Source organism: Pseudoalteromonas sp. PB2-1 (genome assembly GCF_045040605.1).
GTDB lineage: Bacteria > Pseudomonadota > Gammaproteobacteria > Enterobacterales > Alteromonadaceae > Pseudoalteromonas > Pseudoalteromonas arabiensis.
This window is the reverse complement of the sequence record NZ_CP090667.1, coordinates 1,053,401-1,077,552: the sequence shown is the minus strand read 5'-3', so window position 1 is coordinate 1,077,552 and position 24,152 is coordinate 1,053,401. Positions and strand designations below refer to the sequence as shown.

The window sequence follows — 24,152 nt, the reverse complement described above, 5'->3', positions numbered from 1 at the left end:
ATACCGCATAAAAGTAATTAATAAACCATCTTCCCAACAGTGAATTAAACCATGAAAAAACGAAGCAACATCCATTCAATTTTAGCGTAACTTTTATAACAATTTATTGATGTAGCTGTTGACGTAAACTGCAAATCACACTACTCTTTTCTGGAAGCGCTTTCATAAGGGCGGTTTTCAACCTCTTTATGGTAGCGCTTCCAGATATGATATAAAATCTATTTTGACAACAATATCATGCTCTAACAGCATGAATAACAATGATAAAAACGAGGGAAACCTGATGCCAAGCCATAACTTTAAAAGAACAAAGTTAGCTTCCAGCTTATCTTTGCTTTTGGGTGCTAGCACCTGCTTATCTGCTTACGCAGAGCAATCTGAACACAACGACGACATTGAAGTTATTCAAGTAACCGGGTTTAAAGGCAGTATTAAAGAATCAACCCAACTAAAACGCTATTCTTCAGGTGTTGTTGATGCTATTTCATCAGAAGATATAGGTAAATTCCCCGATACAAACCTAGCAGAATCTTTACAACGCATTACAGGTGTATCGATAGACCGCAGTAATGGTGAAGGCTCAAAAGTAACTGTACGTGGGTTTGGTCCAGATTATAATATGGTGACTTTAAATGGCCGTACCATGCCAGCAGCTTCGCTTCCTGCAGGCGGAGGATCGCCAAATTCTCGTGCCTATGATTTTGCTAATTTGGCATCAGAAAGTGTTAAATCTGTCGAAGTTTATAAAACAGGAAAAGCAAATATCGCATCAGGGGGTATTGGCGCCACAATCAATATTAATACAGCTCGCCCTTTAGACAATCCTGGTTTAATTACTAATATCGGTGTTAAAGCCATGCACGACACAACAAACCGTGTAGGCGATGATATCACACCTGAAATTTCGGGCATTTTTAGTTGGACGGACGAAGACGCTAAATTTGGTGTATCACTTACTGCAAGTGTTCAAGAGCGTGATAGTTCTGCTGCAGGGGCTTTTGTTAACGAATGGAGAACGACCGCTTACGATGGCACAATTCCTCAATCTGCGGATGACATCATTATCGAAAATGCACCTGCAATGGGGCAATATTATTCGATGCCTTCTGATCTTCGTTATACTATCGCAGATCGCGAACGAACTCGAACAAATGCGCAATTAACTCTACAATATAGCCCCGTAGAGTCACTAACAGCAACACTTGATTATACATACTCACAGCAAGAGTTATTTGAGTCGCGGGCTGAACAGTCAATCTGGATGGATAACTATAAAACCCATTTAATTTTTGATGACAATACCGTTAAAACCCCCATTTACTACAAAGAAGAGCGTAGAGATCTATCAACGCGTGATCTAGGCCTCGCGTTACAAGAACTAAATCAGCTTAATAAAAATGACTCTATCGGTCTTAACCTTGAATACTTTGTAAATGATCGACTTAGATTTGTATTTGATGCACATAGCTCAAAAGCAACGAGTGAACCAGATGCACCTTATGGCAGTTGGGTGAATGCGGGGTTAGGAGCAAATATCGTCGCCTCTCAAGAAGTCGATTTTAGTCGCAAGTTACCCTCAATGGTAATTGGTTTTGATGATTGCAGCCGAGCTAATCTAAACTGTAATGGCGTATTAGACCAAGATGACGTAGGTACTTCTATTCTCGATTCTAACTTTGCGCGCCAAGAGTCAACCGTTGATGAATTCCGATTACTTGGCAAATATGAAATAGAGTCAGGTGTAATTGATTTTGGTATTGAATCACGCTCTATGGAAAGCCATTCATTACAATCCCTTACACGTAATACAATGGGCAACTGGGGGATTGAAAACCCTGGAGAGTTACCAGACGGTTACCTTAATCCTACAAACTTCTTAAGTGAATTAGATGGCTACAACACCTCTGGCTCGTTTGCTCAAGGTTTTACAGGTAGCGCATCTGAAATAGGTTATTGGGCAGCAAACCAGTACGGCTTTAATTTTGCTGCTGATGGTGCATTTGCAACAAACCGCACCATTAAAGAAGAGATTCAAGCTGCATTTGTGCAATATAACTATCAAGGTGAAATTGGCGATATGCCATTTAACCTACTAGTTGGGGCTCGATACGAAACCACAGATATCACCTCAACAGCAAATATTGATTTACCAAATGCAGTAGCTTGGGAAGGTAACAACGATTTTAATGTGCGATATGGCACTGACAAACAAGATTACTCGCTAAGCGCTGACTATGATCACTTTCTGCCTAGCGTAGATTTTGACATTAATGTGGTCGATGATGTAAAACTTCGTGCTTCATATAGCACAACAATCGCACGGCCTACTTATGATAATTTAAGCTCTGCAGCAACAGTTGGGGTACCCACTGGACCTAGTTTAATTCCAGGCACAACCAATGCGCCTGCATCGACGGGTAATCCTGGTTTAGTACCACTCGAATCAGATAATATCGATGTTTCCGCTGAGTGGTATTACAGCGATGTTAGCTATGTTTCTGTCGGTTATTACAATAAAAAAGTTGATAACTTTATTGGCCTAACACCGATGACTCAAAATTACTATGACTTACGAGATGTTTCTGCTGGCCCTCGTGCCCAAGCAGCAAAAGCTGAACTAGAAGCAAGAGGTCTGGCAATCACTGACTCAAACCTATTCCAAATGGTTGCTGCCATGGAAAATGGGGTGGCTTTTGATTCAATGACTTACGAAGAGTTTGAAGCCGCTTACGATATCTTACCTAACAGCGATGACCCTTTGATGGAGTTCACAGCTCAAGTTCCAACCAATAACAAAAATGCAAAAATTGATGGCTATGAGTTTGCTATTCAGCATTTCTTTGGTGACTCAGGCTTTGGTATTCAAGCAAACTACACGATCGTAAATGGCGATGTTGACTTTGATGTTGCCGCAGATCCAACGACAACACAGTTTGCATTAGTTGGTTTAAGTGACACAGCTAACTTCATTGCGATGTATGAGAATGATAAATTTCAAGCGCGTGTAGCGTATAACTGGCGTGATAAATTCTTAAATAATGCTGCTCGCTATGTAAACGAGCCCGCATTTACAGAAGAGTATTATCAAATCGATTTTAATGTGGCTTATAACTACAGTGAACAACTGTCTTTCTTCTTAGAAGGAATTAACATTACTGAGCAAGACAATCGCCAACATGGTCGATATAAAGCACAGTTGTGGAACTTAGACAAAAATGGGGCTCGCTACAATTTAGGCTTGCGTTATAACTTCTAAACGATAGCTGTAAAAATGTATACAGTTTGATACCTATTTACTTAATGAAGTGAGCTTGTAAGGATTAAACGACGTTGTTATTTAGTTGTTCTAAATTAGACATTTTTAACGCAAATAGTATCACGCTATATTCTCTAAAAGGCTCACGGTTAATGTAAATTGCTACAAAGCCGCTTCTTAATTGAAGCGGCTTTACTATTTAAAGTAAGTATATGAGCAAAAAAATAAATAATATTGTGATCATTGGCGGTGGCGCGGCTGGTTGGCTTACAGCTGGGTTACTAGCCAAAGAACACCCAGATAAAAGTATCACCTTAATTGAGTCTGCTGATATTGGTATTTCGGGTGTTGGTGAAGGCACGTGGCCATCAATGCGCAACACATTGCAGCGGATTGGAGTAAAAGAAAGTGACTTTTTACAGCAATGTGACGCCTCTTTTAAGCAAGGTTCAAAGTTCATAAACTGGCGGGGAAAAGAACAGGCAGATAACTATTATCACCCTTTCATGATACCTGAAGGCTACTATAAATATGATGTTCATACTGCATGGCAGCAATTATTTCCTGAACAAAAATACGCCGATGCTATGAATATGCAAAGCTTTATTTGCCAAGCAGCTCTTGCCCCCAAACAACTTAATACACCTGAATATGCAGGTGTTACGAATTACGGTTACCACCTAGATGCCCATAAATTCGCACAATTTCTAGCAAGACATTGTGTAAATACGCTTAACGTAAAACACATCACCGATAATGTTCTTCACGCCAATAATAATGCTCAAGGCTACATTGAAAGTGTCACTACACAGAATAATGGTGAGATTTACGGTGATTTGTTTATTGATTGTTCTGGTAGCCAGGGGCTGTTAATCGCCAAGCACTACCGGATCCCGTTTTTAGATCAAAGTCACATTCTTTTTAATAATACTGCTGTGGCCGCACAGTTGCCCTACGAAAGCCCATCTCAGAATATTGCATCAGCGACTTTATCCACCGCACAATCCGCTGGCTGGATTTGGGATATAGGATTACCAACTAGACGCGGTATTGGCTATACATTTAGTGATAAATATTGTGACGTTACAACGGCTATTGAAACACTAAAAAGCTATGCTGCACAATCTGTTGGCATTCAACAAGCTAGCAAGATTGAAACACGAACACTACGTTTTACGCCTGGTTACAGAGAAGTATTTTGGCATAAAAACTGTGTTGCGATCGGAATGTCGCAAGGGTTTATAGAGCCACTAGAGGCTTCAGCGTTAGCCATGGTTGAATTAAGCATCAGTATGCTAAGTGAGCAAATGCCAGTAAACCAAGTGCACATGCAGCTGTTGAGTGATCGGTTTAATAAACGCTTTAGGTACCGCTGGGAGCAAGTCATCAATTTTCTAAAACTGCATTATGTATTGAGTAGTCGTGATGATAATAGCTATTGGTGCGATAACCACCACCCTAAAAGTATCCCAATTGAATTACAGAACTTACTAACATTGTGGCAATATCAGGCTCCCAGTCGATTCGATTTTATAGAAAATGAAGAGATTTTTTCTTCTCCAAGTTATCAATACGTGCTGTATGGCATGGGCTTCAAAACCAAACAAACAACAAAACTTGATAACCATACATACCAGATGGCACAACAACTCTACCAACTCAATCGCAAGAAGATTGCGCAATACTTACAAAAACTACCCACTAATCGACTGTTATTAAAGCAATTACAAAAGGAATAAGGTGGCAACATGAAACAACAACAAATTAAACAGGTGGTCATAGCTGGCGGTGGTACCGCAGGCTGGATGGCCGCAGCCGCGTTAGCTAAATTACTAAATAAAGATATTGAAATCTGCTTAATTGAATCAGACGATATTGGCACTGTCGGTGTTGGCGAAGCAACCATTCCACCTATTCGTACCTTTCATAAATTGCTAGGTATCGATGAGCAAGAATTTATGAGGGCAACACAAGCAACATTCAAACTGGGAATTCGCTTTGAGAATTGGCATCAGCCAAACAGTGATTACATTCACTCTTTCGGTATGACAGGTAAAGAATGCTGGGCTGGTGAGTTCCACCATTTTTGGTTGCATTGGCAAAAAATGGGCAATACCGATGATTTCGCAGATTACTGCTATGAACTACAGGCAGCTAAGCAAGGTAAATTTGGGTTTAGCCCTCAAAACCCAATTAATTACGCATTTCATATGGATGCCAGTCGTTATGCTGCATTTTTACGAGTATTTTCAGAAAACCTCGGTGTAAAACGTATAGAAGGTAAAATTGAACGGGTAAATAAACATGTTGATAATGGCTTTATTAAAAGCTTATCGCTGGATAATAACACTGAAATAGCGGGTGATTTTTTTATTGATTGCACTGGTTTCAAAGGCATACTTATCGAGCAAGCCTTACATACAGGGTTTGAAGATTGGTCTCATTTATTACCTTGCGACAGTGCCGTTGCGGTACAAACAAAAGGAACACCAGACCCTCTGCCCTACACCCGCTCTATTGCGCATCAATCAGGATGGCAGTGGCAGATTCCTTTGCAAAACAGAGTTGGCAATGGCTTAGTTTATTGCAGCCGCTATTTAAATGACCATGATGCAACTAAATTACTATTAGATAACCTTATTGGAGACACCCTAACCGAACCAAAAATCATTAAATTTAAAACTGGTCGACGACGTAAAGGCTGGAATAAAAATTGTCTTGCTCTAGGTCTTGCCAGTGGCTTTTTAGAACCTCTTGAATCAACAAGTATCCACTTGATTATGACCGGTATCATTCGGTTTATGCGCCTGTACCCTTTTGCTGGTGTAACGCCACAAGCTATCGATGAATATAATAAGCAATTGAAGTCAGAGCTCGAAAGTATTCGTGACTTTATTGTTTTGCATTATAAGGTTACGGATAGGCAAGACAGTGAATTTTGGCGTCATTGCCAAGCTATGGAAATTCCTGAATCCCTTGCTCATAAAATCGCATTATTTAAAGAAACTGGCCGGGTTTTCTTAGATGACGGCGATATTTTCCGTGTCGACTCTTGGGTTCAAGTCATGCTTGGGCAAGGTGTTAAACCAGCGCAATATCATTATGTTGCTTCTTTAATGAATGACCAAGAGTTAGGTCGCTTTATGCAAGGCATTAAACAACAAATTGCCCATAGGTTAGCGCAATTACCAACTCATAAAGAGTTTATTAACGAGTACTGTCGAATAGATGATTAAGCCCACAGTAAAGCCGATAATATTATTGTTAAAATATTGATAATAAAATTTACTGTAAAGCCACTTCTAAGCGCTCGCTTTACAGTAACAATACACTAAATTACATCTTTCTTAATGAGAGTTTTTAGTGTTAAGTATGAGTGGTAACTAAAACTACTTAGCGTACGATTGCTAAAAAATAAAACCATGACTCAACATAGAAAATAACTGAATCATTCACCTATTCACTCTTGATTTATTACTAATAACCCTAAAAACAACCTGCATCTAACTCATTAATTATTAAATAATAAAATGAATTATTTACGTTGTTTTAAGACTAAATTAAATAAACGGTTGACCGTTCGGACAATAGCCTCTAACCTAAATATGGAAGCGCTACCATAAACAACCCAATAACTTCGACTCAAGTGAAACACAAAAAAATGGAAGCGCTACCATAACAATTTAAATTTAGTCGCAAGATTTACTTGCATTTGTTTACCAAAGGTTTCTTTACATGACTCAGCTCACGTTACCAAAAAACTCAACAATGCTTAGCAAAGATTTTATCTATGGCGTTGCAACAGCCTCATTTCAAATAGAAGGAGCAGCCGATCAGCGTCTCCCTTGTATTTGGGATACTTTCTGCGCGACGCCTGGAAAAATAGCTGATAACTCAAACGGCGATTCCGCCTGTGAGCATGTAAAAAATTGGCAAGACGATGTTGAACTAATCGACTCTTTAGGTGTAGATGCCTATCGCCTATCAATTTCTTGGCCAAGAGTCATAAAGTTAGACGGTACTTTAAATCAAGAAGGTATTCACTTTTACATTACTATTTTAGACGAACTAATGCGTCGAAATATTAAAGCATTTGTTACCTTATATCACTGGGATTTACCACAGCATTTAGAGGATAAAGGAGGCTGGTTAAATCGCGAAACAGCGTATGAGTTTGCTCGCTATGTAGATCTAGTAAGTAAAGCACTATCAGGAAAAGTATATTCATATGCAACGTTGAATGAACCTTTCTGCAGCTCGTATTTGGGCTATGAAATAGGCGTTCACGCACCGGGTATCAAAGGCCGTGAATTTGGCAGAAAAGCCGCTCATCATTTATTACTTGCCCATGGTTTAGCGATGAAAGTGCTAACTAAAAATAGCCCTGAGTCATTAAACGGTATCGTGCTCAACTTTACTCCTTGTTATTCTGTATCATCGAGCGAAGCAGACATTGCAGCAACAGCTTTTGCAGATGACTATATAAACCAATGGTATATGAAACCAGTGATGCAAGGAGCATATCCTGACATCATAGAACAGTTGCCACCCGCTCACAGACCTGACATTCTAGCTGGCGACATGGATATTATTTGCCAACCATTAGATTTCTTAGGCGTAAATTTCTATACCAGGCTGCGCTATGAAGCAAGTGATACAGATTATTACCATGAACTGCCTCACCAAGCGCCAATGACAGATATTGGGTGGGAAATTTATCCATCTGCATTAACAGAATTATTAGTTTCTTTGCATCAAAAATATGATTTGCCGCCAATTTATATTACAGAGAATGGCGCTGCTATGGCCGACAAAATGGTGGATGGTGAGGTGAACGATCAAGATCGTATCGCCTATTATAATGCCCATTTAAATGCAGTAAATGATGCCATATTACAAGGTGTTAATGTAGCTGGCTACTTCGCATGGAGCTTAATGGATAATTTTGAGTGGGCTGAAGGTTATTCAAAACGCTTTGGTATTGTTCATGTTGATTACAACACACAAATACGAACAGTAAAGCTAAGTGGTAAAGCATATAGCCAGTTAATTACTCGCCGATAAAAAAAGACAACAACAATGATAAAACACACTCTTCCCATCTACGAAAAAATTGGCTACGCGATGGGCGATGCCGGTGCTAATTTAGTTTGGCGTGGAGCTTTAGCTTACTTAGCCGTATTTTATACTGATACTTTTGGTATTTCTGCCGCCGCTGCCGCTTTACTTTTTTTAGTCGTACGCCTATCAGATGGGGTCACTGATATAATAATGGGCATGATTGCAGATCGGACGCAAACACGGTTAGGTAAGTTTCGCCCATGGATATTATGGTCAACGCCATTTTTGGCACTCTTCATGGTGCTGTGCTTTACGACACCTGATATTAGCCCAACGGCAAAACTAATTTATGCCTACTTCACCTATATTGGTCTCACTTTAGCGTATACCGTAAGTAATGTGCCCTACTCTGCATTAATGGGGGTTATGACAGGTGATGATCTAGAACGAACTAAGTTATCAGGTTTCCGTTTTGCTGGGGCGTTTGCAGGTGGTTTATTAGTAATGGGCTTTTTACCAGACCTAGTCGCTTACTTTGGGCAAGGGGATAGTGCGCAAGGTTACCAATACACCATGTATGTATTTGCCGCCTTACTCACCGTACTCATGTTAGTCACGTTTGCAAGTACCAAGGAGCGTGTTCAACCTGCTACAAATAAGCAAACCTCACTAAAAACAGAGTTAGCGGATTTAAGTTCAAGCTTACCTTTTATCATCCTTCCCTTATTAGCAATCACATTATTTTTCTATTATCGCGAGCTCTACTCAGGCTTATTTTTTGCGGCGACAATGATATTTATGACAGTCCTTATCCGTCGCTTACTGGCAAGTGATCACAGTAAACTGAGTGGCTCACAACGAGATATGGTTGATTTACTTACAAATAAACCATGGCTGATATTGTTAGGTATGGGCTTTTTAACAATGATGTTTAATGGCATTAAATATGGTGTCATTGCCTACTACTTTAAATACTATGTTGGTAACGAGCTTTTGACAGGCCAGTACTTTATTGCTTTATTAGTTGTCTCAATTTTCGGTGCGCTTAGTACAGGGAAGTTAGCGGAAATACTCGGCAAACGCACGTTGTTTATTGCTTCCTTATTATTAAGTGCCCTCTTTACCATTTGTTTCTTTTGGCTACCTAATGATAACCTCGGCCTGATTTTTGTAATGGGCTGTCTTTCCGAATTCTTCGCCGCCATGATGCCTACCCTATTTTTTACTATGTTAGGAGATAGTGCTGACTATTCTGAATGGAAAAATAAACGCCGAGCGACCGGCCTTATATATTCAGCAGGGACTTTTGTGCAAAAAACAGGTGGAGGCTTTGCAGGAGCCTTAGTGCTCGTTGTACTTGCAAGCTATGGCTATGATGGAATGGACGAAACGACCGTTGCACACTCACTCGATGGCATGATTCTACTAATGAGCTGGCTACCAGCCGCTTTTGCTCTTATCGCCGCGGCATTGATGGCCTTTTATCCATTAACATCTGACATGACGGAAAAAATTACAGAAGACTTGGCAATTAGACGCGCAAGTCTGTAAATTAAAAAGCTAAGGTTTATATTTAATAATAATTATGGCAACTATTTATCAAGTATCAGAGCTCGCAGGCGTTTCTTTATCGACCGTTTCTCGCGTTTTAAATGAGAATGACTACGTCAGTAAAAAAACGAAACAAAAAGTACTCGATGCAATGGAGCAGCTTGGTTATACACCAAACTCGATAGCTCGCTCCCTTGCTTCAAATTGCACTAATAGTGTGGGTATTTTAGTCTCTGAATTAGATGGCGCGTTTTTTGGTGAGATGATGTCTGCTATTGAAGCGCAATTAAGGGCCGCTGGGAAACATGTCATTATTACTCCCGGACACAGTGAAGAAGACAAAGAAAAAAATGGCTTAGAATTTTTAATTTCACGTAATTGTGATGCAATCATTGCCCATGTTGAAGCTGTTAGTGATGAGTATCTAGTAAAGTTAAACAAAGGTAAAACCCCTATTTATTTGATCAGCCGCTATGTAGATAAAATGAAAGAAAACTGCATTAGCCTTGATAACGTGATGGGAGGCTACTTAGCAACCAAACACTTACTTAATCAAGGCCATACAGACATAACATACATTGCGGGTCCGTTATTTAAACCCGATGCATTCGATCGATTAGAAGGTCACAAAAAAGCCTTAAAAGAACATGGTATTGCTTTTGATGAGCAAACACTATTTGTCGGTGATTTTAAAGAAACCGGCGGGTATAACGGCTTAGAGTATTTCTTTAGCAACAATATAAAATTTACCGCTGTTGTTTGTGCAAATGATGAAATGGCTTCCGGTGTAATGAAATGTGCAAGAGAGCATAAACTTGACCTTCCAAAAGACTTAGCAATTGTCGGCTTTGACAATGTTCATTTTACAAATTACTTGTACCCAACTTTGACGACGATTGATAACCCAGTTGAAAAAATGGGCATTATGGCTGCCAACCTTGTGTTAAAACAGGTGTATAAACAAAATCGCTCTAATATAGAGCATATTTTTACACCTGATCTACTGGTACGCGATTCGACAACGCATTTAGTCTAAGCTTAACAAAGGCGACACTAACCGCTTATTTTATATAACGAATAATATCGATTTACTAATGGAGTAACAGGTGTTTATCGGTGAAGTAGCAAAAAAAACCAATTTATCTGTTAAAGCTATTCGGTTTTACGAAGAGAAAGAGCTCATTACCCCACCAAAACGTCAAGGAAAGTACCGTGTTTACACCGATGAGCACATAGAAGTATTGAGGTTAATCAAAGAAGCGAAACTGTTGGGTGTTACATTAGCTGAACTGAAAGGGTTCATAAAATATGAAAACGGAGAAGCTAACTGGGCTGAGATAAGTGAGTTCCTATTGCACTTAAAAAGCCGTTTGCAAGATCAGATTGAGCAAACAAAACAGAAAATCACCAAAATCGATTCATGTGTTGCGATTATTAACGCTAACTCGTTAGTTGACTCTCCCCCTTAGTGGAAGGTTTATAATCGTTGAAGATTATTAAAATAGTCAAACGTCATAGCACGTACATTGTGTTTAATTATAATAATTTCAAAAAATTAAGCCTTTCTGATAACTTTGATTCTTATTCGGAAATAATATGGAAAAGTTGGCAAACGAGATTTGGGTTGTTGATGGTAAAACAGTAAATTTTTTCTTTTTACCTTTTACAACGAGGATGACAGTCATTAAACTCGCTAATGGCGACCTATGGGTACACAGCCCTATCTATCTGAGCGATGCTCTAAAGAACCAAATAGACCGCTTAGGTCCAGTTAAACACCTCATCGCACCTAATCACTTACATCACTTATTTTTACCTCAATGGATTACAGCATATCCAGATGCTAAAACCTATGGCACAGATGAAGTCATCAAAAAGCGTAGCGATATCTCATTTGATGCGTCCCTCAATGACGATTTAGCGTGGCAGTGGCATGCCGATATTTCTCAAGAGTTATTTACAGGCTCGCCCTTGATGGAAGAATGCCTGTTTTTTCATAAACGTTCAAAAACATTGATCGTGACGGATTTGGTCGAGAACTTTTCTGGTGATGACTTTAACAGTTGGCAGAAATGGCTAGCAAAAGGTGCTGGGATCTTAGCTCCCGTAGGACAAACACCGATAGATTGGCGTTTAAGTTTCATGTTTAAAAAGTCCCAAGCCAGACAGCACTTCAGAAAAATACTGGCTTGGGAGCCTGAGATGTTAGTTATGGCTCATGGTGAATTGATTAAACACCAAGCCGTTGAGTTTTTACGTAAGTCTTTTCGCTGGCTCGCTAACAGCTAAACTAAAACTAACCAGTTTTGTTTGTGGGTCACAGACCTAATAAAGTATAAAAATTATACCAAACTGTTCTTCAGGTAATGATTGACTCTCCCGTTAAGGGCAGGCTTTAGACTTGCAATTACGTGCTAAAACAAAGCTCTTCATTTTTAAACCGCCATGACGAAACTACAAACCATACTTTCTAATAGGGTGATTTCGATGCACCAGAAGGGCGTTAGTCAGCTTAGTTCTAAGTATGACTAAAGGCTTATGGTTGCTTAAAATATAATATATTATTATTTCTATTAGGCATTGCTGCGGCTCTAAGGATATGCCAAATAGAAAATTGATTGGATAGCGAGCAAATGGATTATATTAAAGTAAATAGAGATACGTGGAATAAAAGAACTGCCCTTCATACCCAATCTACTTTTTACAACCTACCCATGTTTAAAAGTGGAACAAACTCTCTTAACCCGATTGAACTGGCCCTACTCGCTGATGTGAAAAATAAATCACTCCTACATTTACAATGCCATTTTGGTCAAGACACGCTCTCTTGGGCGCGACTTGGCGCACGTGTAACCGGCGTTGATTTATCGCCTACAGCAATTGAGTACGCAAATAAGCTCAAACAAAGCTTAAATATAGAAGCAACATTCATAGCAAGTGATGTATATAGTTTTAGCACTATCAACACGCATCTGTTTGATATTGTTTATACCTCTTATGGTGTCCTAAACTGGTTACCCAATTTAAGTAAGTGGGCTAACGTAATCGCTAACTCTTTACAAAAAGGTGGAGAGTTTTACCTAATAGAATTTCATTCTTTCAATGAATTATTAAATGGTTATTCTTATTTTCATGACACTGCCCCAACGATTGAAGAAGAAGGCACCTATACCGAGAATTGTGACGGCACTCTGTCGAAAACAGTGACATGGAGCCACTCAATTAGTGACATTATAAACGCGCTCATTCAGGCAGGTTTAACGATAGAGTCATTCAACGAGTACCCATTTAGCCCATATGACTGTTTTGAAGGCTTAGAGTACGTGTCTGATAAGGGGTATCAATTACTTCATAGAGGGCATCAAGTCCCTCTTATTTTTTCAATTAAAGCGAGGAAGCACCTTTAAAATGAGCCATTCTTCGCGTTTCACCATTCTCAGGGGAATTTATGGATATTAGCTTAATCAGTATATTTGTCTCAGTTGCAGCTGCACATTTTCTTGCATTACTTAGTCCTGGGCCTGATTTTGTCTTGGTTGTAAAAAGTGCATTAAAAGGCAATCAAAAGAACGCCATAGGCGTAGCACTTGGTATAGCAACAGCTAACGCAGTGTATATTGCCCTGTGCCTTATTGGCGTTGGTGCCATATTATCTGCATCTATTGGCTTGATGATGACACTCAAAGTTATTGGTGGCTTATTTTTGATGTATATAGCCTATCACGCATTAAAAGCACCTAAAAATGCCTATGCTAATTTCTCCACAAACACGAAGACATCAACTGAGTTTTCGTTGTCATGCTTTTGCAAGGAATTTGTGACTGGGTTTCTTTCAGGCATATTAAACCCTAAAAACTTATTATTTTATTTGAGCCTATTCACTGTTGCACTGACACCTGAGGTCAGTATTAGCTTTAAAGTGCTTTTAGGCGTGTGGATGACCTTAGTGGTCTTCTTATGGGATGTGGCAATTATTTATATGCTGTCAAAAAATACTATCAGACAAAAGTTCATTAGAGCGGCATTTTATATTGATAAAGTAACGGGTGTCTTACTCGGTGCCATAGGGTTTAACATTTTAAAATCAGTTTGGTCTAAACAGTAATACTAAAATTAGCCACAGTAAGGTGCTGTTTATAACCCTTAATTGTAAAGCAGCACCCGTCTCCTTATATGAGCTTTTTTAATTGCTTACTATAAGTTCGGCTTACTTTTAATGTTTTACCTGTTGTTAACGTTGCCATATATTCAGAGTTACGAAGTGGCTCAAGCTGTCTTACGTAAGTTAAATTGACAATGGTCGACTTATGGATCCGCAAAAATGCCTCTGGTAGCATATTGCTTTCAAGCTCTTTCAACCTTGCTCTCATAACATGGGTTTCGGCTGCAGTATGCACACACATATAGTCACCAGCTGCATCAATCCAAAGAATATCGGTGAATGAAATTATTTGAATCGGATTTTTAGCGTCTCGGATCACCAAGTGATCACTATCAAAATTATACTCTGACTGATTGACAGAATGTTTGTGATGCTCAGCTTTGTTACTCACTGCTTGCTCGAGCGCTATCAACTCACTTTTTTGAAATAGCTTTACGTTACTGACCACTCTTTCTATAGCTTCTGCAAGCCTGTCTAGTTTCACTGGTTTTAATAAATAATCAATAGCTCTAACTTCAAAAGCTTGTACTGCATGTTGGTGAAAAGCAGTGACAAAGATGACCGCTGGACATGCTTCGGGTTGAAAATACTTTATCAATTCAAAGCCTGATTTAGTGGGCATTTCGATGTCTAAAAAAATTAAGTCAATTTCATTATTGTTTATGAGTTCAATAGCATCGTCAACACTGCATGCACTCCCAACAATATTGATTTCAGGAAATTGTTCGAGCCGAATACGTAACCCTTCGACAGCACTGTATTCATCATCAACCAGTATCGTGTTTAGTTTTATCATTTATTGTGACCACTTATTGGTAAGGTTATACATACCCAAGCACCACCTTCGCTTAAGTTGCCCTTTTCTAATCGGTGTGACTTTCCATACATTAACTTTAGACGTTGCTCACAATTTGCTAATCCAATCCCTCTTTTGTTGGTGCTTTCATCACCAAATCCCTTGCCAGTATCAGACACTTTTATATTTAAATAGCTCTTTGTTTTTTCTATCGCAATGGTGATACACATTGACTGGTTTGAACGCATGCCATGTTTTAATGCATTTTCTACAAGAGGTTGAATCAACATAGATGGGATTAGCAACTCGTTACAATCATCTGCCACAGAAATATCAACAACCAGCTTGTCTGTAAACCGGCACTTTTCTATGTCTAGATAATTGCTAAGAATGCCGATTTCTTCTTTAATTGTTACTTTTTCCAGTGGATCTGTATATAAACTGTGCCGTAAAAGGTCACACAGTTTTTCAAGCATTTTTACAGCCTCTAAACTTTCTTTCTTCAAAATCAATGTACAAATTGCATTGATACTATTGAACATGAAATGGGGGTTTAGCTGGTAGCGCAGCATTTTTAATTGTGACTCTTTAGCTAAATGTGTGGCTTCTGCTGCTTTTTGCGTTTGCTCTAAATTATCTAAATAAATCTTAATCCCATAATAAAACGCGGTCCACGTTGAAAGAACCGTTAATGACGCCGATGTCCATGTGCCAAAATCAAACCATGTCATTGGTTGCCATAAGTTTCCATAAAACCACTGAAGTGTTATCCACTTTATTTGCGTCCAAATTAACGTCGCGATTATGACAACGAAAATATGAAGCGCAATCTTCAGCTTTAGCTCAATAAAATTGATAGAGGCGAATAGTTTTCTAAGGATAAGGGTAATTAGAAACCCGCAAGCTGTGTCAATAATCAAATGCGGGATATGGATAGTCCAAGGCTCATCACTTGGTACTTTAATCATTAACTCGGTTAGCATTGCGTAAACAACCCAACCACATATCTGAAACAGCCAAAATAAGTGGCCGCGGGGGTTACTAGTATTCAAATTATTCAATCCATAAGGTAAAGCTGATAAACATTACTTGCCCATCAGCTTTACTAAGATTTAGTCAGAGCATGAGAGTAAATAAGCATCTGCATTTGGTTTACTAGTCAGTGCTATATCCGCAACAGCTAAGCTGGCAGCCTTTGCTGAAACATTTAACACCTCAGTCACCTTGGTTATATTATTTAACGCAGATGGACAATTTAACGGTATCGCTAACGTATGCCATTTCTTATCATTCATCAAGGCTTCTATTGATGCAAACTTAATGTTGCGCAAGCAATTTCCTTCATTACACATTACTTGCAATTGAGCCTGATTACTTGGCGCAGTGTTAATTCTCATTTTTAGTTCAAGAATAGCTGACTTACTTGCATCACTGAGCACTTCAGGCTGCTGATAGCTTAAGCTCAAAGTGGCTTTCTTCGCTCCTGCTCGCCAAATGAACTGCCTTGCATCTTCCTGATAAGACAAGTTAACTGATTGCATTAACAAACTAGCACCATCACCACTGGTTGCAGAAGAGCCTGTGGTTTCAGTGGCTGCTGTTTTTGCATCTTTAAGTTCCCACACTAAGTACTCTGAAAGTCCTCTTACAAATAAAGGCTTAGCGTCATCACTCGCCACCTTTTTAGGTGTTGTATCTTCACTTAATAAAGGCACATTAACCGTATCTTGATAAGTTAATCCATAATCATAAGCAAACAATGGATCATACGTTTTGTCACCTAGGTTTAATGTGTATTGCGTATCATACTTTGGCCATGAAAAGCTTAATTTACCAGAGAAATCGAACTGAGTGTTACCCTTCGCATCTGTCAATAAAACATCTGCCACGCCCTCACCTTCAGAGCCGGGTAACCATGCAGCAACAAATGCATCAGATGCATTGAGTTCTTTATTTATCCAAAGTGGCCTACCGCTCAAAAATACAGTAACAACCGCAATACCATCAGCTTTTAATTTTTTCAATAATGCTAGATCTGCTTTTGTTTTATGCTGATATTCAAGATATTCGATATCACCAAACCACTCTGCATAAGGCTCTTCACCTATAACTACAATCGCTACATCAGGTTTGACCGAGTAGTTTCCGGCTTCATTTAGTTCAATTTGCCCACCAGCTTTTTCAACTTGCTTCTTCAAACCGTTATAAATTGACGTTGCATTAGGGAAATCATCATTGGTATTGTCTGTACCTTGCCATGAAACGCTCCAACCACCCGCTTGCTTTGCAATATTATCGGCACCCTCGCCAGCAACCAATATCTTGCTTGTTGCTTTAATAGGGAGTATTTGGTCATTATTTTTTAGTAACACTAATGATTTACGAACCGCTTCTCTAGCGAGCTCACGGTGCTCAGCAGCACCTAACCATTCAGGATGCTGAGATTCAGATCGGCTTGATGGTTTACCTCTTGAGAAAGCTCCCCATCGAATTTTCGCTCTCAAAAAGCGTCGAACAGCATCATTAATTCTTTCTTCAGAGATAATCCCCTCTTTCACTTGCGCAACCGTATTATGATAAAAGGCCTCAAAGTGCTCTGGGACCATAATAACATCGACACCGGCATTAATAGCAGCGGCACATTGCTCTAAGTCACAGCCTTCAACGAATTTATGGGCATTCCAGTCGCTAACAACAAAGCCATCAAAGCCCATTTGCTTTTTAAGTACCTCGGTCAGTAAATACTTATCACCGTGCACACGTTGACCATTCCAACTATTAAAGGACGCCATAACTGACTGAACCCCTTCATTGATCGCTGAAAAATAGCCCGGGCTATGAATGTCTCTCAATCCCTTTTCATCAATAATGGTGTTACCACGGTCTATACCACGCTCAGTTCCACCATCACCAACAAAGTGCTTTGCTGTTGCAATCCGATTTGTTCCTGTTAAGAAATTATTGTTGATGTTTCCCTGAATACCCACAACCATTTCGCCTGCGTAATCTTTAACTAAATCAGGGTTCTCAGAGTAGCTTTCATATGTTCTACCCCACCGATCGTCTCTGACTACTGCGACAGTAGGCGCAAAACTCCATTCTATTCCGGTTGCAGCAACTTCTTTTGCTGTCGCTTGACCGATGCGTTTAATGAGCTCTTTATCTCTGGTTGCACCTAAACCGATATTATGTGGAAATAACGTAGCTCCATACACATTGCTGTGTCCATGCATCGCATCTGTGCCCCAAATAGTCGGGATTGCAGCCCCATCTAATGATGCATCTACAGACGCCTGATACATTTCGTCTGCGTATTGAAGCCACTGTTTCATCGAGGCTCGTTTATTACCATAAGGCGCGGTATTACCACCATTCAAGTACGATCCAAAGCCATACTTGCGCATCTGTTCGACACTTAAATAGCCTATTTCAGGTTGAATCATTTGCGCTACTTTTTGCTCAATTGTCATTGTTTCAATGAGCTCATCAATTTGCGTTTCAACAGCAGGGTCTTGCTTGAGTTTAGTATTTACATCGGGCCAGTTTACCTGTTCACTGCCGATGGCATGTGAAAGATGACTATAGACAAGCCCAACAAGAACGAATGGGCTTAATAATAACGCTGAAAATTTAAATCTAGACATTTAAAACCTATAATACAACACGTTGAAAAATAAATAGTTAGTTAGGTATGTATTCAATAAAATCATAATATACCCAAGATGAAGCACCATAATATTGCCCAGGAAAGTAATTGGCTTCTTGTGAATTATCGCCGTGCCAGTGATTAATCATGATTTTGGTGTTATCAACAGGCCAAGCGTACGCAGGTATCTCATTATGTGTGAGCACACCATCACCATTATCTTTATACACGGTACGAATAGTTTGCTCTTGGCCATTGGCATCATAAAGATACCAACGAATAACACTGCTAGACCAATCAAAGCCTATCATGAGCAGGTTTTCACGATAATCGAGACCATATTGACTTAAATCGATGTCCTTTTCCCAGCTCTGATATACTCCGCCTTGCGGCTGATAGATAATATTTGTATGCACAACATTACCAAGTGAGGGGAGCAGCTCAATATCGATTTCTTGCCATGCTCGGCCTGGGCTATCCCACCATGATGTGTAAGTGAATATAGATGAAACCGTACCCGCAATATTTCCTGACTTTAAACGTCCTTGTACTTTGCCATAACTATAAAACTGATTACTTTGTAACTCTGAGCATCTGCCCTGCGATAACGACAGTGTTAAACCATTTTCACTGGGGCTTAGCATATTAGGCTGAAAAGTACACCCAAATGGCGTGCCATTATCCCCTTGTCGTGCCGTCCAAATACTAGTGTTATAACCCCAAGCGAAGTTATCTTTAAAGTAGTTAGCACTTAAACTAGGGGATAAAAATGCAATACAGAAAATTGATATATGTAGCCAATTTTTTTTCATTTTTTTGCCTCATATCTGGTTCGCCCCCAAATTGCTAAGCAAAATGAGGGCATCTAGTGGTAGGGTTAAAATGAGAAACCGGCTCTAACACCATAGTATCTTGGCATGCCAAAACTTCCTTTTGGTATACCTTTACTTGTGTTGTTCCAGTATTGAATGGTCTCATCAGAAGCGTTATTAATGAACAGCTCCGCATACCATGTTTGACTTTGCGGCTCATACTTCAAAGAAGCATTATATACCGCGAAGGCATCTCGGCTGTCATCGATATACTTTGTCGCTTCATCAGAAACGGCAAAATCCATATCATCTAAATGCTTATCTAGGTTCCATACCGTTGAATAGGATTTGTCTTTCCAACTTGCGTTAAACCAGCCATGAATAAAGCCATATTCACCTAAATTGAACGTATGCGTATAACTAATATTCGCAGTGTATTTAGGTGTCATTGCTAGATTGTTACCCTTGAGGTTAGTGGCTAACAACGTGTTTTCTGGGTCTTTTGATTCTTCATAAGAGATATCGAATAAATATTCTGAGTCATAGTCCCACTTGGTATTCCAATCTTCCGTAATTTTAGCATCAGTCCAAGTTACGTAACCTGTAATACGACCATTTGGATATGGCTTCCAATCAAACTCGAATTCAATACCTTTAATCGTCGACGCGGGAACGTTCTGCGTGTAATACGCTATAACGGGTTGATTTTGATAATCAAGAAGAGGCTCGCCATTATCATCTAAAATCGGTGTTCCGTTGTCATCTTCCACAACTGATAAGCGTTCAACATTACCAATCGAACCAACTGATGCATACTGCATATCGGTATAGTCTGTGTAGAAAAAAGCAGCTTTTAAGTTCAGCGAGTTATCAAAAAAGCTTGATTTAGCACCTAGCTCCCAAGTCAGTACTTCTTCTGGGTCAAACTTCGTTTCGAATCGTGTAACATCACCGGTTCTATCGTTAACCACTTCATACACATCACCAATACCACCCGCTTTAAAGCCACTCGCTAAGTATGCATAGAGCATGGTTTCTGATGAAATGTCATAGTCTAAACCAATACGGAAATCATGGTGCTGCCAGCTTCCTTTATTGTCGTTTTCAAAATAAGACGCATATATAGATGGATCTTCATAATAGTCGACTGGAAGGTTATTTAACTCTGTTCTATTTAACCAACCAACAGTACAGCCATCTGCATTTGAGCAACGATAAGTTCTACCGCCTTTATCTTGCTTTGTTTCATCACTAAAACGATAGCCCAAAGTTGCATGCAATTTTTCTGTTAATTTATAAGTTCCTTGTCCAAAGATGGCAAATGCATCCGTTGAGCGATCGGGTTGATCCCAAAATGCTTTATCATCCATCGGGTTATCGTAATAACCCACCGTTGTGGTTTTTTCGTGGAAGTAATTAGCACCTACAATCCATATAAAGTCACCGTACTCATCGGATTGAAGTTGAAGCTCTGTTGAAAACGATTCAGCCCCTGTACCGTCTAGGAAGTAAGTAGCACCATCCCAAGGATCAAGGCCCACTTCACTGTCTTGTGCTGACTCTCTCTCCATGTCTTCATAACCCATCAACCACACAATATTGTATTTATCATTTAGGTTATAATTTAACGTGTTGCGAAGATATGTGATGTCCAAATCTAATTGTCCAGGAACATTCACAACCGCCTGATAAGTGTTATCACTTGGCAAGAAGTTTGCGCAATCGCCTCCCATTTCAACTGGGCGTCCTCTTAACTTATCACAATTAACTAAATCAAGATTATTGCTGCTGTTGTTTATGTATTTTTGGAAAACCGTATGGTTTGAGAAATTACCATTTAATGGCTCCCAAAGTGTACTGATACGAAATGAATACTCATCGGCATTATTATAAAAATCACTTTTATCGGCAGGTGTTAACGCACGAACTTTTTGTGCTTCAGGGTCTGTACCCGCGCCGTCAATCCACCAGTTTTCTCTTTGAGTAACCGTTTGGCCCACACCTTGATAAGAGTCTTCAGATATTACAGGGGCATTCAATACATCATCAGAGAGTCTGCGAGTATCGTATTGGTTAGGGTCATAGTAGCCTTCTAAATAGGAATCACGTTTTAAACCTTTAGCGGCAAAACGAACTGCAAATTCCTCATTAATAGGAATATTAATCATGCCATCAATGTTTTTACTGTTGTACTTACCAGCTTCAACATTGACGTTACCAAAGACGTTTTCAAATTGCGGCTTTGCAGATATAACGTTGATACTACCGACCGTGGAGTTTCGGCCAAATAAAGTCCCTTGCGGACCACGTAATGCTTCAACACGGTCAATATCGTACATAAGTGCAAGCGCACCTTGCATTCTAGGTGAATACACACCGTCTAAATGCACACCAACCGCAGGGTCACCAAGCTCTGTGAGGTTGGTAGAGCGTACACCACGCATTGAAATAACAGGTGCAGACTGGTCTGTTGCTGTTGAAATATCAAGACTAGGAACAAGGTTAGCAATATCCTTAATATTATTAACCCCATTTTTTTTAAGCTCAGCTTCTGTTAGTGCCGTAATCGCTACGGGAGTTTCCATTAATTTAGTTTTACGTTTTGTTGCCGTAACAGAAATGATTTCTAAGCCACTTTGCGGTTCTTTTGCTGTTTTGCTATCAGTATCCTGCTGATTTTCGTTTTGTGCATATACAGGGAATGAGCAAGCTAAAGCGACAGCAACTGCTAATGCCTTTTTATTTATTGTGTGCATATTCAACCTTTAGATGTGTGTTCAAATTTAAAAGTATTTACTTTAATTTAACAGTATCTGCAGGTTCATTTTTCAATGCTAGTCAAATTCGGCAAGACGAGTTTCAAATAATACAAAGCGAATTTAAGCTGCTTTTGAGTTCAGTGCTAAAAACTTTTAGGCGCAAGCGACCTTAGAATGTGCTGAGTAAATCTAAAGCCGCAATCGTAATAATGACTGGCTATTTTAGACGTTCTGTTATTAACTTTTCCGTATGTGAGAGCAAGTCATACCCGCCAACGCGACCATGACCGGGTACAACAATCGCTGCACTTTTAAATTTCCTTTTTAATTGCTTTGTTATTTTAAGCCAAGAATGTACATCGCCATGTACTACATTACCAACAGACGATGATTGAAGTGCTCGAACAGCGCAGCCACCAAATAAAATTCTTTTATCAGGTAACCATGCCATAACATTGTCCATTGCATGCCCTGCCCCTGGAAAAAATAGCTCAAGTGAGCCAAATTTAACAACTGAGCCCGCTTCTTCAAGTTCACTGATGATATTGTTTGGAACCGCTGCCCCTTGCTCTGTCGTTAGCTGAACAGTTAAAGGATGGGCAAAAACCTTGATTCCCTTCGACTCAAGCACATCTACTCCAGCAGCTCTATCGCCATGGGCATGGGTGACAAATGCTTTACTTACTGGCAATTTTATTTCTGAGTTAATAGCCTCAAGTAGCTCTAAGGTGAGTAATTCACCCCACGCTGTATCGATAAGAGTTAAACTATCCCCTTCTTTCACAATTAAGCCATTTGAAGGGAATCGAGTACCATCTGGGTAGGTATAATAAGTTGTATGCAGCCACACACCATCTGCTAATTGTGTGATGCTGATTTGGTTAACACTATTACTATGCGCGAAACCAGCATAACAATTGACTAATAACATTAAAAAGAAAAAAACACTGACGACGCGCCTAACTCCCGTGACCATTCCTGATTGTCCTTATAAAGATACTAAAAATAAATTATACGTAAAGCTATTAAAAAATAGGAATAGTAATTATAAAAAACGACTTTCCCTTTTCTAACTCGCTAGCTTTTGTTGTTAATCTGTGCCTGTCATCTAAAAGGTGATAACCCCTATTAGTGGGGTTTTGCTCTACTATAACTAAGCTCGTTGCTAACAAAATATAACGTTCTACATTGCACAATACTAAATAGTATTGCTGCACGAAAGTACTATATCCAGCCCTGTTTAAACTTCATACCCTGTAAATAAAATGTTAAACATGAGAACCCACAATGAAACGCTTATTAACGATGATTGCGCTATGCACAGGTATGATCACAACTGCTTTTGCAGCATGTAGAGATAACGTTGTACTGGTACATGGTAATACTGCCTCCCCTTCAAGTTGGAATAACACAATCAACGAATTAAAACGAAAAGGGTATGTCGACAGTGAAATTTTCACCCCAGATTGGGGCTCTAAATCTTGCGCGAGTTGCAACGATCATAACGGCAGTGAAGAAACGCCCGTACGTAACGCCATTCTTACTGCAATCAACCAATCTTGCACAGGTAAAATTGATATTATCGGCCATTCAATGGGTGTTACACTCGCAGCCCAGCAAATTTATAAGTTAGCAATGGCATCAGATGTGGATACCTTTGTTGGTGTTGCAGGTGCCACGCGCGGCCTGCTTAGTTGTGGTGTTTACCCATATAATGTGTGGAATAACACATGTGGTTACTATGGCTTGTCGGTTGGCAACCCATTATTAAATAGTATTTATGGAGAAGCATTAGGCGATAAAGTGTACTCCATAAAGAGCTACTCTGATCAAATCGTCTGCTCAACTGGCACTTGCTATGTGTACGGCATTCACAGCAGTCGATTATGGAATGAAAATGCCACCTACACCTACGTTCTCGGCCACTTTGGTTTGCAAACCGATACGTATGTAAGACAAGTGAGTTTGATTCAGTAGATGCAAGTAAGCGAGATTGTAGCAACGATTTTATATCGCGTAAGAGTGGTGCTAGGTGCTAGGTGCTAGGTGCTAGGTGCTAACAGCATAGTGTTGGTTGTGGGTTGGTAAAGGGGTTAGGCAGAAGGACCT

17 protein-coding genes are annotated in these 24,152 nt (G+C 39.6%); 11 read left to right on the top strand and 6 right to left on the bottom strand.

The features are described from left to right. Positions 1-283 precede the first annotated feature (283 nt). The 10 genes from L0Z67_RS04975 to L0Z67_RS04930 all read left to right on the top strand — a co-directional run bounded on the left by L0Z67_RS04975 (position 284) and on the right by L0Z67_RS04930 (position 13,973). Positions 284-3,256, top strand: coding sequence for a TonB-dependent receptor (locus L0Z67_RS04975; protein ID WP_405128527.1), 2,973 nt, complete (start codon positions 284-286; stop codon positions 3,254-3,256). 212 nt (positions 3,257-3,468) lie between these two features. Next, a complete protein-coding gene (locus L0Z67_RS04970) occupies positions 3,469-4,995 on the top strand; it encodes a tryptophan halogenase family protein (RefSeq protein ID WP_405128526.1) in 1,527 nt (508 codons plus the stop codon). 9 nt (positions 4,996-5,004) lie between these two features. After that, on the top strand, positions 5,005-6,492 hold the full coding sequence (locus L0Z67_RS04965) for a tryptophan halogenase family protein (protein WP_405128525.1): 1,488 nt from the start codon (positions 5,005-5,007) through the stop codon (positions 6,490-6,492). A gap of 499 nt (positions 6,493-6,991) precedes the next feature. Beyond that, positions 6,992-8,320, top strand: coding sequence for a GH1 family beta-glucosidase (locus L0Z67_RS04960; protein ID WP_405128524.1), 1,329 nt, complete (start codon positions 6,992-6,994; stop codon positions 8,318-8,320). A gap of 15 nt (positions 8,321-8,335) precedes the next feature. Next, complete coding sequence (locus tag L0Z67_RS04955; protein WP_405128523.1) at positions 8,336-9,868, top strand: MFS transporter; 1,533 nt, start codon at positions 8,336-8,338, stop codon at positions 9,866-9,868. Positions 9,869-9,902: 34 nt separating this feature from the next. Further along, positions 9,903-10,904, top strand: a complete 1,002-nt coding sequence (locus tag L0Z67_RS04950; protein WP_193988485.1) for a LacI family DNA-binding transcriptional regulator — start codon at positions 9,903-9,905, stop codon at positions 10,902-10,904. A 70-nt stretch (positions 10,905-10,974) separates the two neighbouring features. Then, entirely contained in the window at positions 10,975-11,337 is a 363-nt protein-coding gene (locus L0Z67_RS04945) for a MerR family transcriptional regulator (RefSeq protein ID WP_062570384.1), read from the top strand. A gap of 127 nt (positions 11,338-11,464) precedes the next feature. Next, the gene (locus L0Z67_RS04940; protein ID WP_193988484.1) at positions 11,465-12,157 is read left to right on the top strand and encodes a DUF4336 domain-containing protein; all 693 of its coding nucleotides are present in this window, start codon (positions 11,465-11,467) and stop codon (positions 12,155-12,157) included. 344 nt (positions 12,158-12,501) lie between these two features. Then, entirely contained in the window at positions 12,502-13,275 is a 774-nt protein-coding gene (locus L0Z67_RS04935) for a bifunctional 2-polyprenyl-6-hydroxyphenol methylase/3-demethylubiquinol 3-O-methyltransferase UbiG (RefSeq protein ID WP_062570382.1), read from the top strand. Positions 13,276-13,316: 41 nt separating this feature from the next. Beyond that, positions 13,317-13,973 carry a LysE family translocator gene (locus L0Z67_RS04930; protein WP_062570381.1) on the top strand — a complete coding sequence of 219 codons (657 nt, stop codon included), beginning with the start codon at positions 13,317-13,319 and terminating at the stop codon, positions 13,971-13,973. A gap of 64 nt (positions 13,974-14,037) precedes the next feature. Here the strand turns inward: L0Z67_RS04930 and L0Z67_RS04925 are convergent, their stop codons facing one another. The 6 genes from L0Z67_RS04925 to bla form a co-directional block, all read right to left on the bottom strand. Next, complete coding sequence (locus L0Z67_RS04925) at positions 14,038-14,826, bottom strand: LytR/AlgR family response regulator transcription factor (protein WP_405128522.1); 789 nt, start codon at positions 14,824-14,826, stop codon at positions 14,038-14,040. Further along, positions 14,823-15,809 carry a sensor histidine kinase gene (locus tag L0Z67_RS04920; RefSeq protein ID WP_405128521.1) on the bottom strand — a complete coding sequence of 329 codons (987 nt, stop codon included), beginning with the start codon at positions 15,807-15,809 and terminating at the stop codon, positions 14,823-14,825. The genes L0Z67_RS04925 and L0Z67_RS04920 overlap by 4 nt, the downstream gene beginning before the upstream one ends. A gap of 129 nt (positions 15,810-15,938) precedes the next feature. Next, on the bottom strand, positions 15,939-18,470 hold the full coding sequence (locus tag L0Z67_RS04915; protein WP_405128520.1) for a glycoside hydrolase family 3 N-terminal domain-containing protein: 2,532 nt from the start codon (positions 18,468-18,470) through the stop codon (positions 15,939-15,941). Positions 18,471-18,507: 37 nt separating this feature from the next. Further along, positions 18,508-19,284 carry a family 16 glycosylhydrolase gene (locus L0Z67_RS04910; RefSeq protein WP_062570378.1) on the bottom strand — a complete coding sequence of 259 codons (777 nt, stop codon included), beginning with the start codon at positions 19,282-19,284 and terminating at the stop codon, positions 18,508-18,510. Positions 19,285-19,349: 65 nt separating this feature from the next. Next, entirely contained in the window at positions 19,350-22,040 is a 2,691-nt protein-coding gene (locus L0Z67_RS04905; RefSeq protein ID WP_405128519.1) for a TonB-dependent receptor, read from the bottom strand. Positions 22,041-22,260: 220 nt separating this feature from the next. Next, positions 22,261-23,019, bottom strand: a complete 759-nt coding sequence (gene bla, locus L0Z67_RS04900; protein ID WP_405128518.1) for a subclass B1 metallo-beta-lactamase — start codon at positions 23,017-23,019, stop codon at positions 22,261-22,263. Positions 23,020-23,330: 311 nt separating this feature from the next. Here bla and L0Z67_RS04895 point away from each other — a divergent pair, with 311 nt between their 5' ends. Then, on the top strand, positions 23,331-24,020 hold the full coding sequence (locus L0Z67_RS04895) for an esterase/lipase family protein (protein ID WP_405128517.1): 690 nt from the start codon (positions 23,331-23,333) through the stop codon (positions 24,018-24,020). Positions 24,021-24,152 lie beyond the last annotated feature (132 nt).

Excerpts from the sequence above, each read along its gene's own strand:
- bla (WP_405128518.1), bottom strand. The coding sequence starts at position 23,019 with ATGGTCACGGGAGTTAGGCGCGTCGTCAGTGTTTTTTTCTTTTTAATG.
- L0Z67_RS04940 (WP_193988484.1), top strand. The coding sequence starts at position 11,465 with ATGGAAAAGTTGGCAAACGAGATTTGGGTTGTTGATGGTAAAACAGTA.
- L0Z67_RS04970 (WP_405128526.1), top strand. The coding sequence starts at position 3,469 with ATGAGCAAAAAAATAAATAATATTGTGATCATTGGCGGTGGCGCGGCT.
- L0Z67_RS04935 (WP_062570382.1), top strand. The coding sequence starts at position 12,502 with ATGGATTATATTAAAGTAAATAGAGATACGTGGAATAAAAGAACTGCC.
- L0Z67_RS04950 (WP_193988485.1), top strand. The coding sequence starts at position 9,903 with ATGGCAACTATTTATCAAGTATCAGAGCTCGCAGGCGTTTCTTTATCG.
- L0Z67_RS04965 (WP_405128525.1), top strand. The coding sequence starts at position 5,005 with ATGAAACAACAACAAATTAAACAGGTGGTCATAGCTGGCGGTGGTACC.
- L0Z67_RS04925 (WP_405128522.1), bottom strand. The coding sequence starts at position 14,826 with ATGATAAAACTAAACACGATACTGGTTGATGATGAATACAGTGCTGTC.
- L0Z67_RS04920 (WP_405128521.1), bottom strand. The coding sequence starts at position 15,809 with ATGCTAACCGAGTTAATGATTAAAGTACCAAGTGATGAGCCTTGGACT.
- L0Z67_RS04955 (WP_405128523.1), top strand. The coding sequence starts at position 8,336 with ATGATAAAACACACTCTTCCCATCTACGAAAAAATTGGCTACGCGATG.
- L0Z67_RS04975 (WP_405128527.1), top strand. The coding sequence starts at position 284 with ATGCCAAGCCATAACTTTAAAAGAACAAAGTTAGCTTCCAGCTTATCT.
- L0Z67_RS04915 (WP_405128520.1), bottom strand. The coding sequence starts at position 18,470 with ATGTCTAGATTTAAATTTTCAGCGTTATTATTAAGCCCATTCGTTCTT.
- L0Z67_RS04895 (WP_405128517.1), top strand. The coding sequence starts at position 23,331 with ATGAAACGCTTATTAACGATGATTGCGCTATGCACAGGTATGATCACA.
- L0Z67_RS04930 (WP_062570381.1), top strand. The coding sequence starts at position 13,317 with ATGGATATTAGCTTAATCAGTATATTTGTCTCAGTTGCAGCTGCACAT.
- L0Z67_RS04910 (WP_062570378.1), bottom strand. The coding sequence starts at position 19,284 with ATGAAAAAAAATTGGCTACATATATCAATTTTCTGTATTGCATTTTTA.
- L0Z67_RS04960 (WP_405128524.1), top strand. The coding sequence starts at position 6,992 with ATGACTCAGCTCACGTTACCAAAAAACTCAACAATGCTTAGCAAAGAT.
- L0Z67_RS04905 (WP_405128519.1), bottom strand. The coding sequence starts at position 22,040 with ATGCACACAATAAATAAAAAGGCATTAGCAGTTGCTGTCGCTTTAGCT.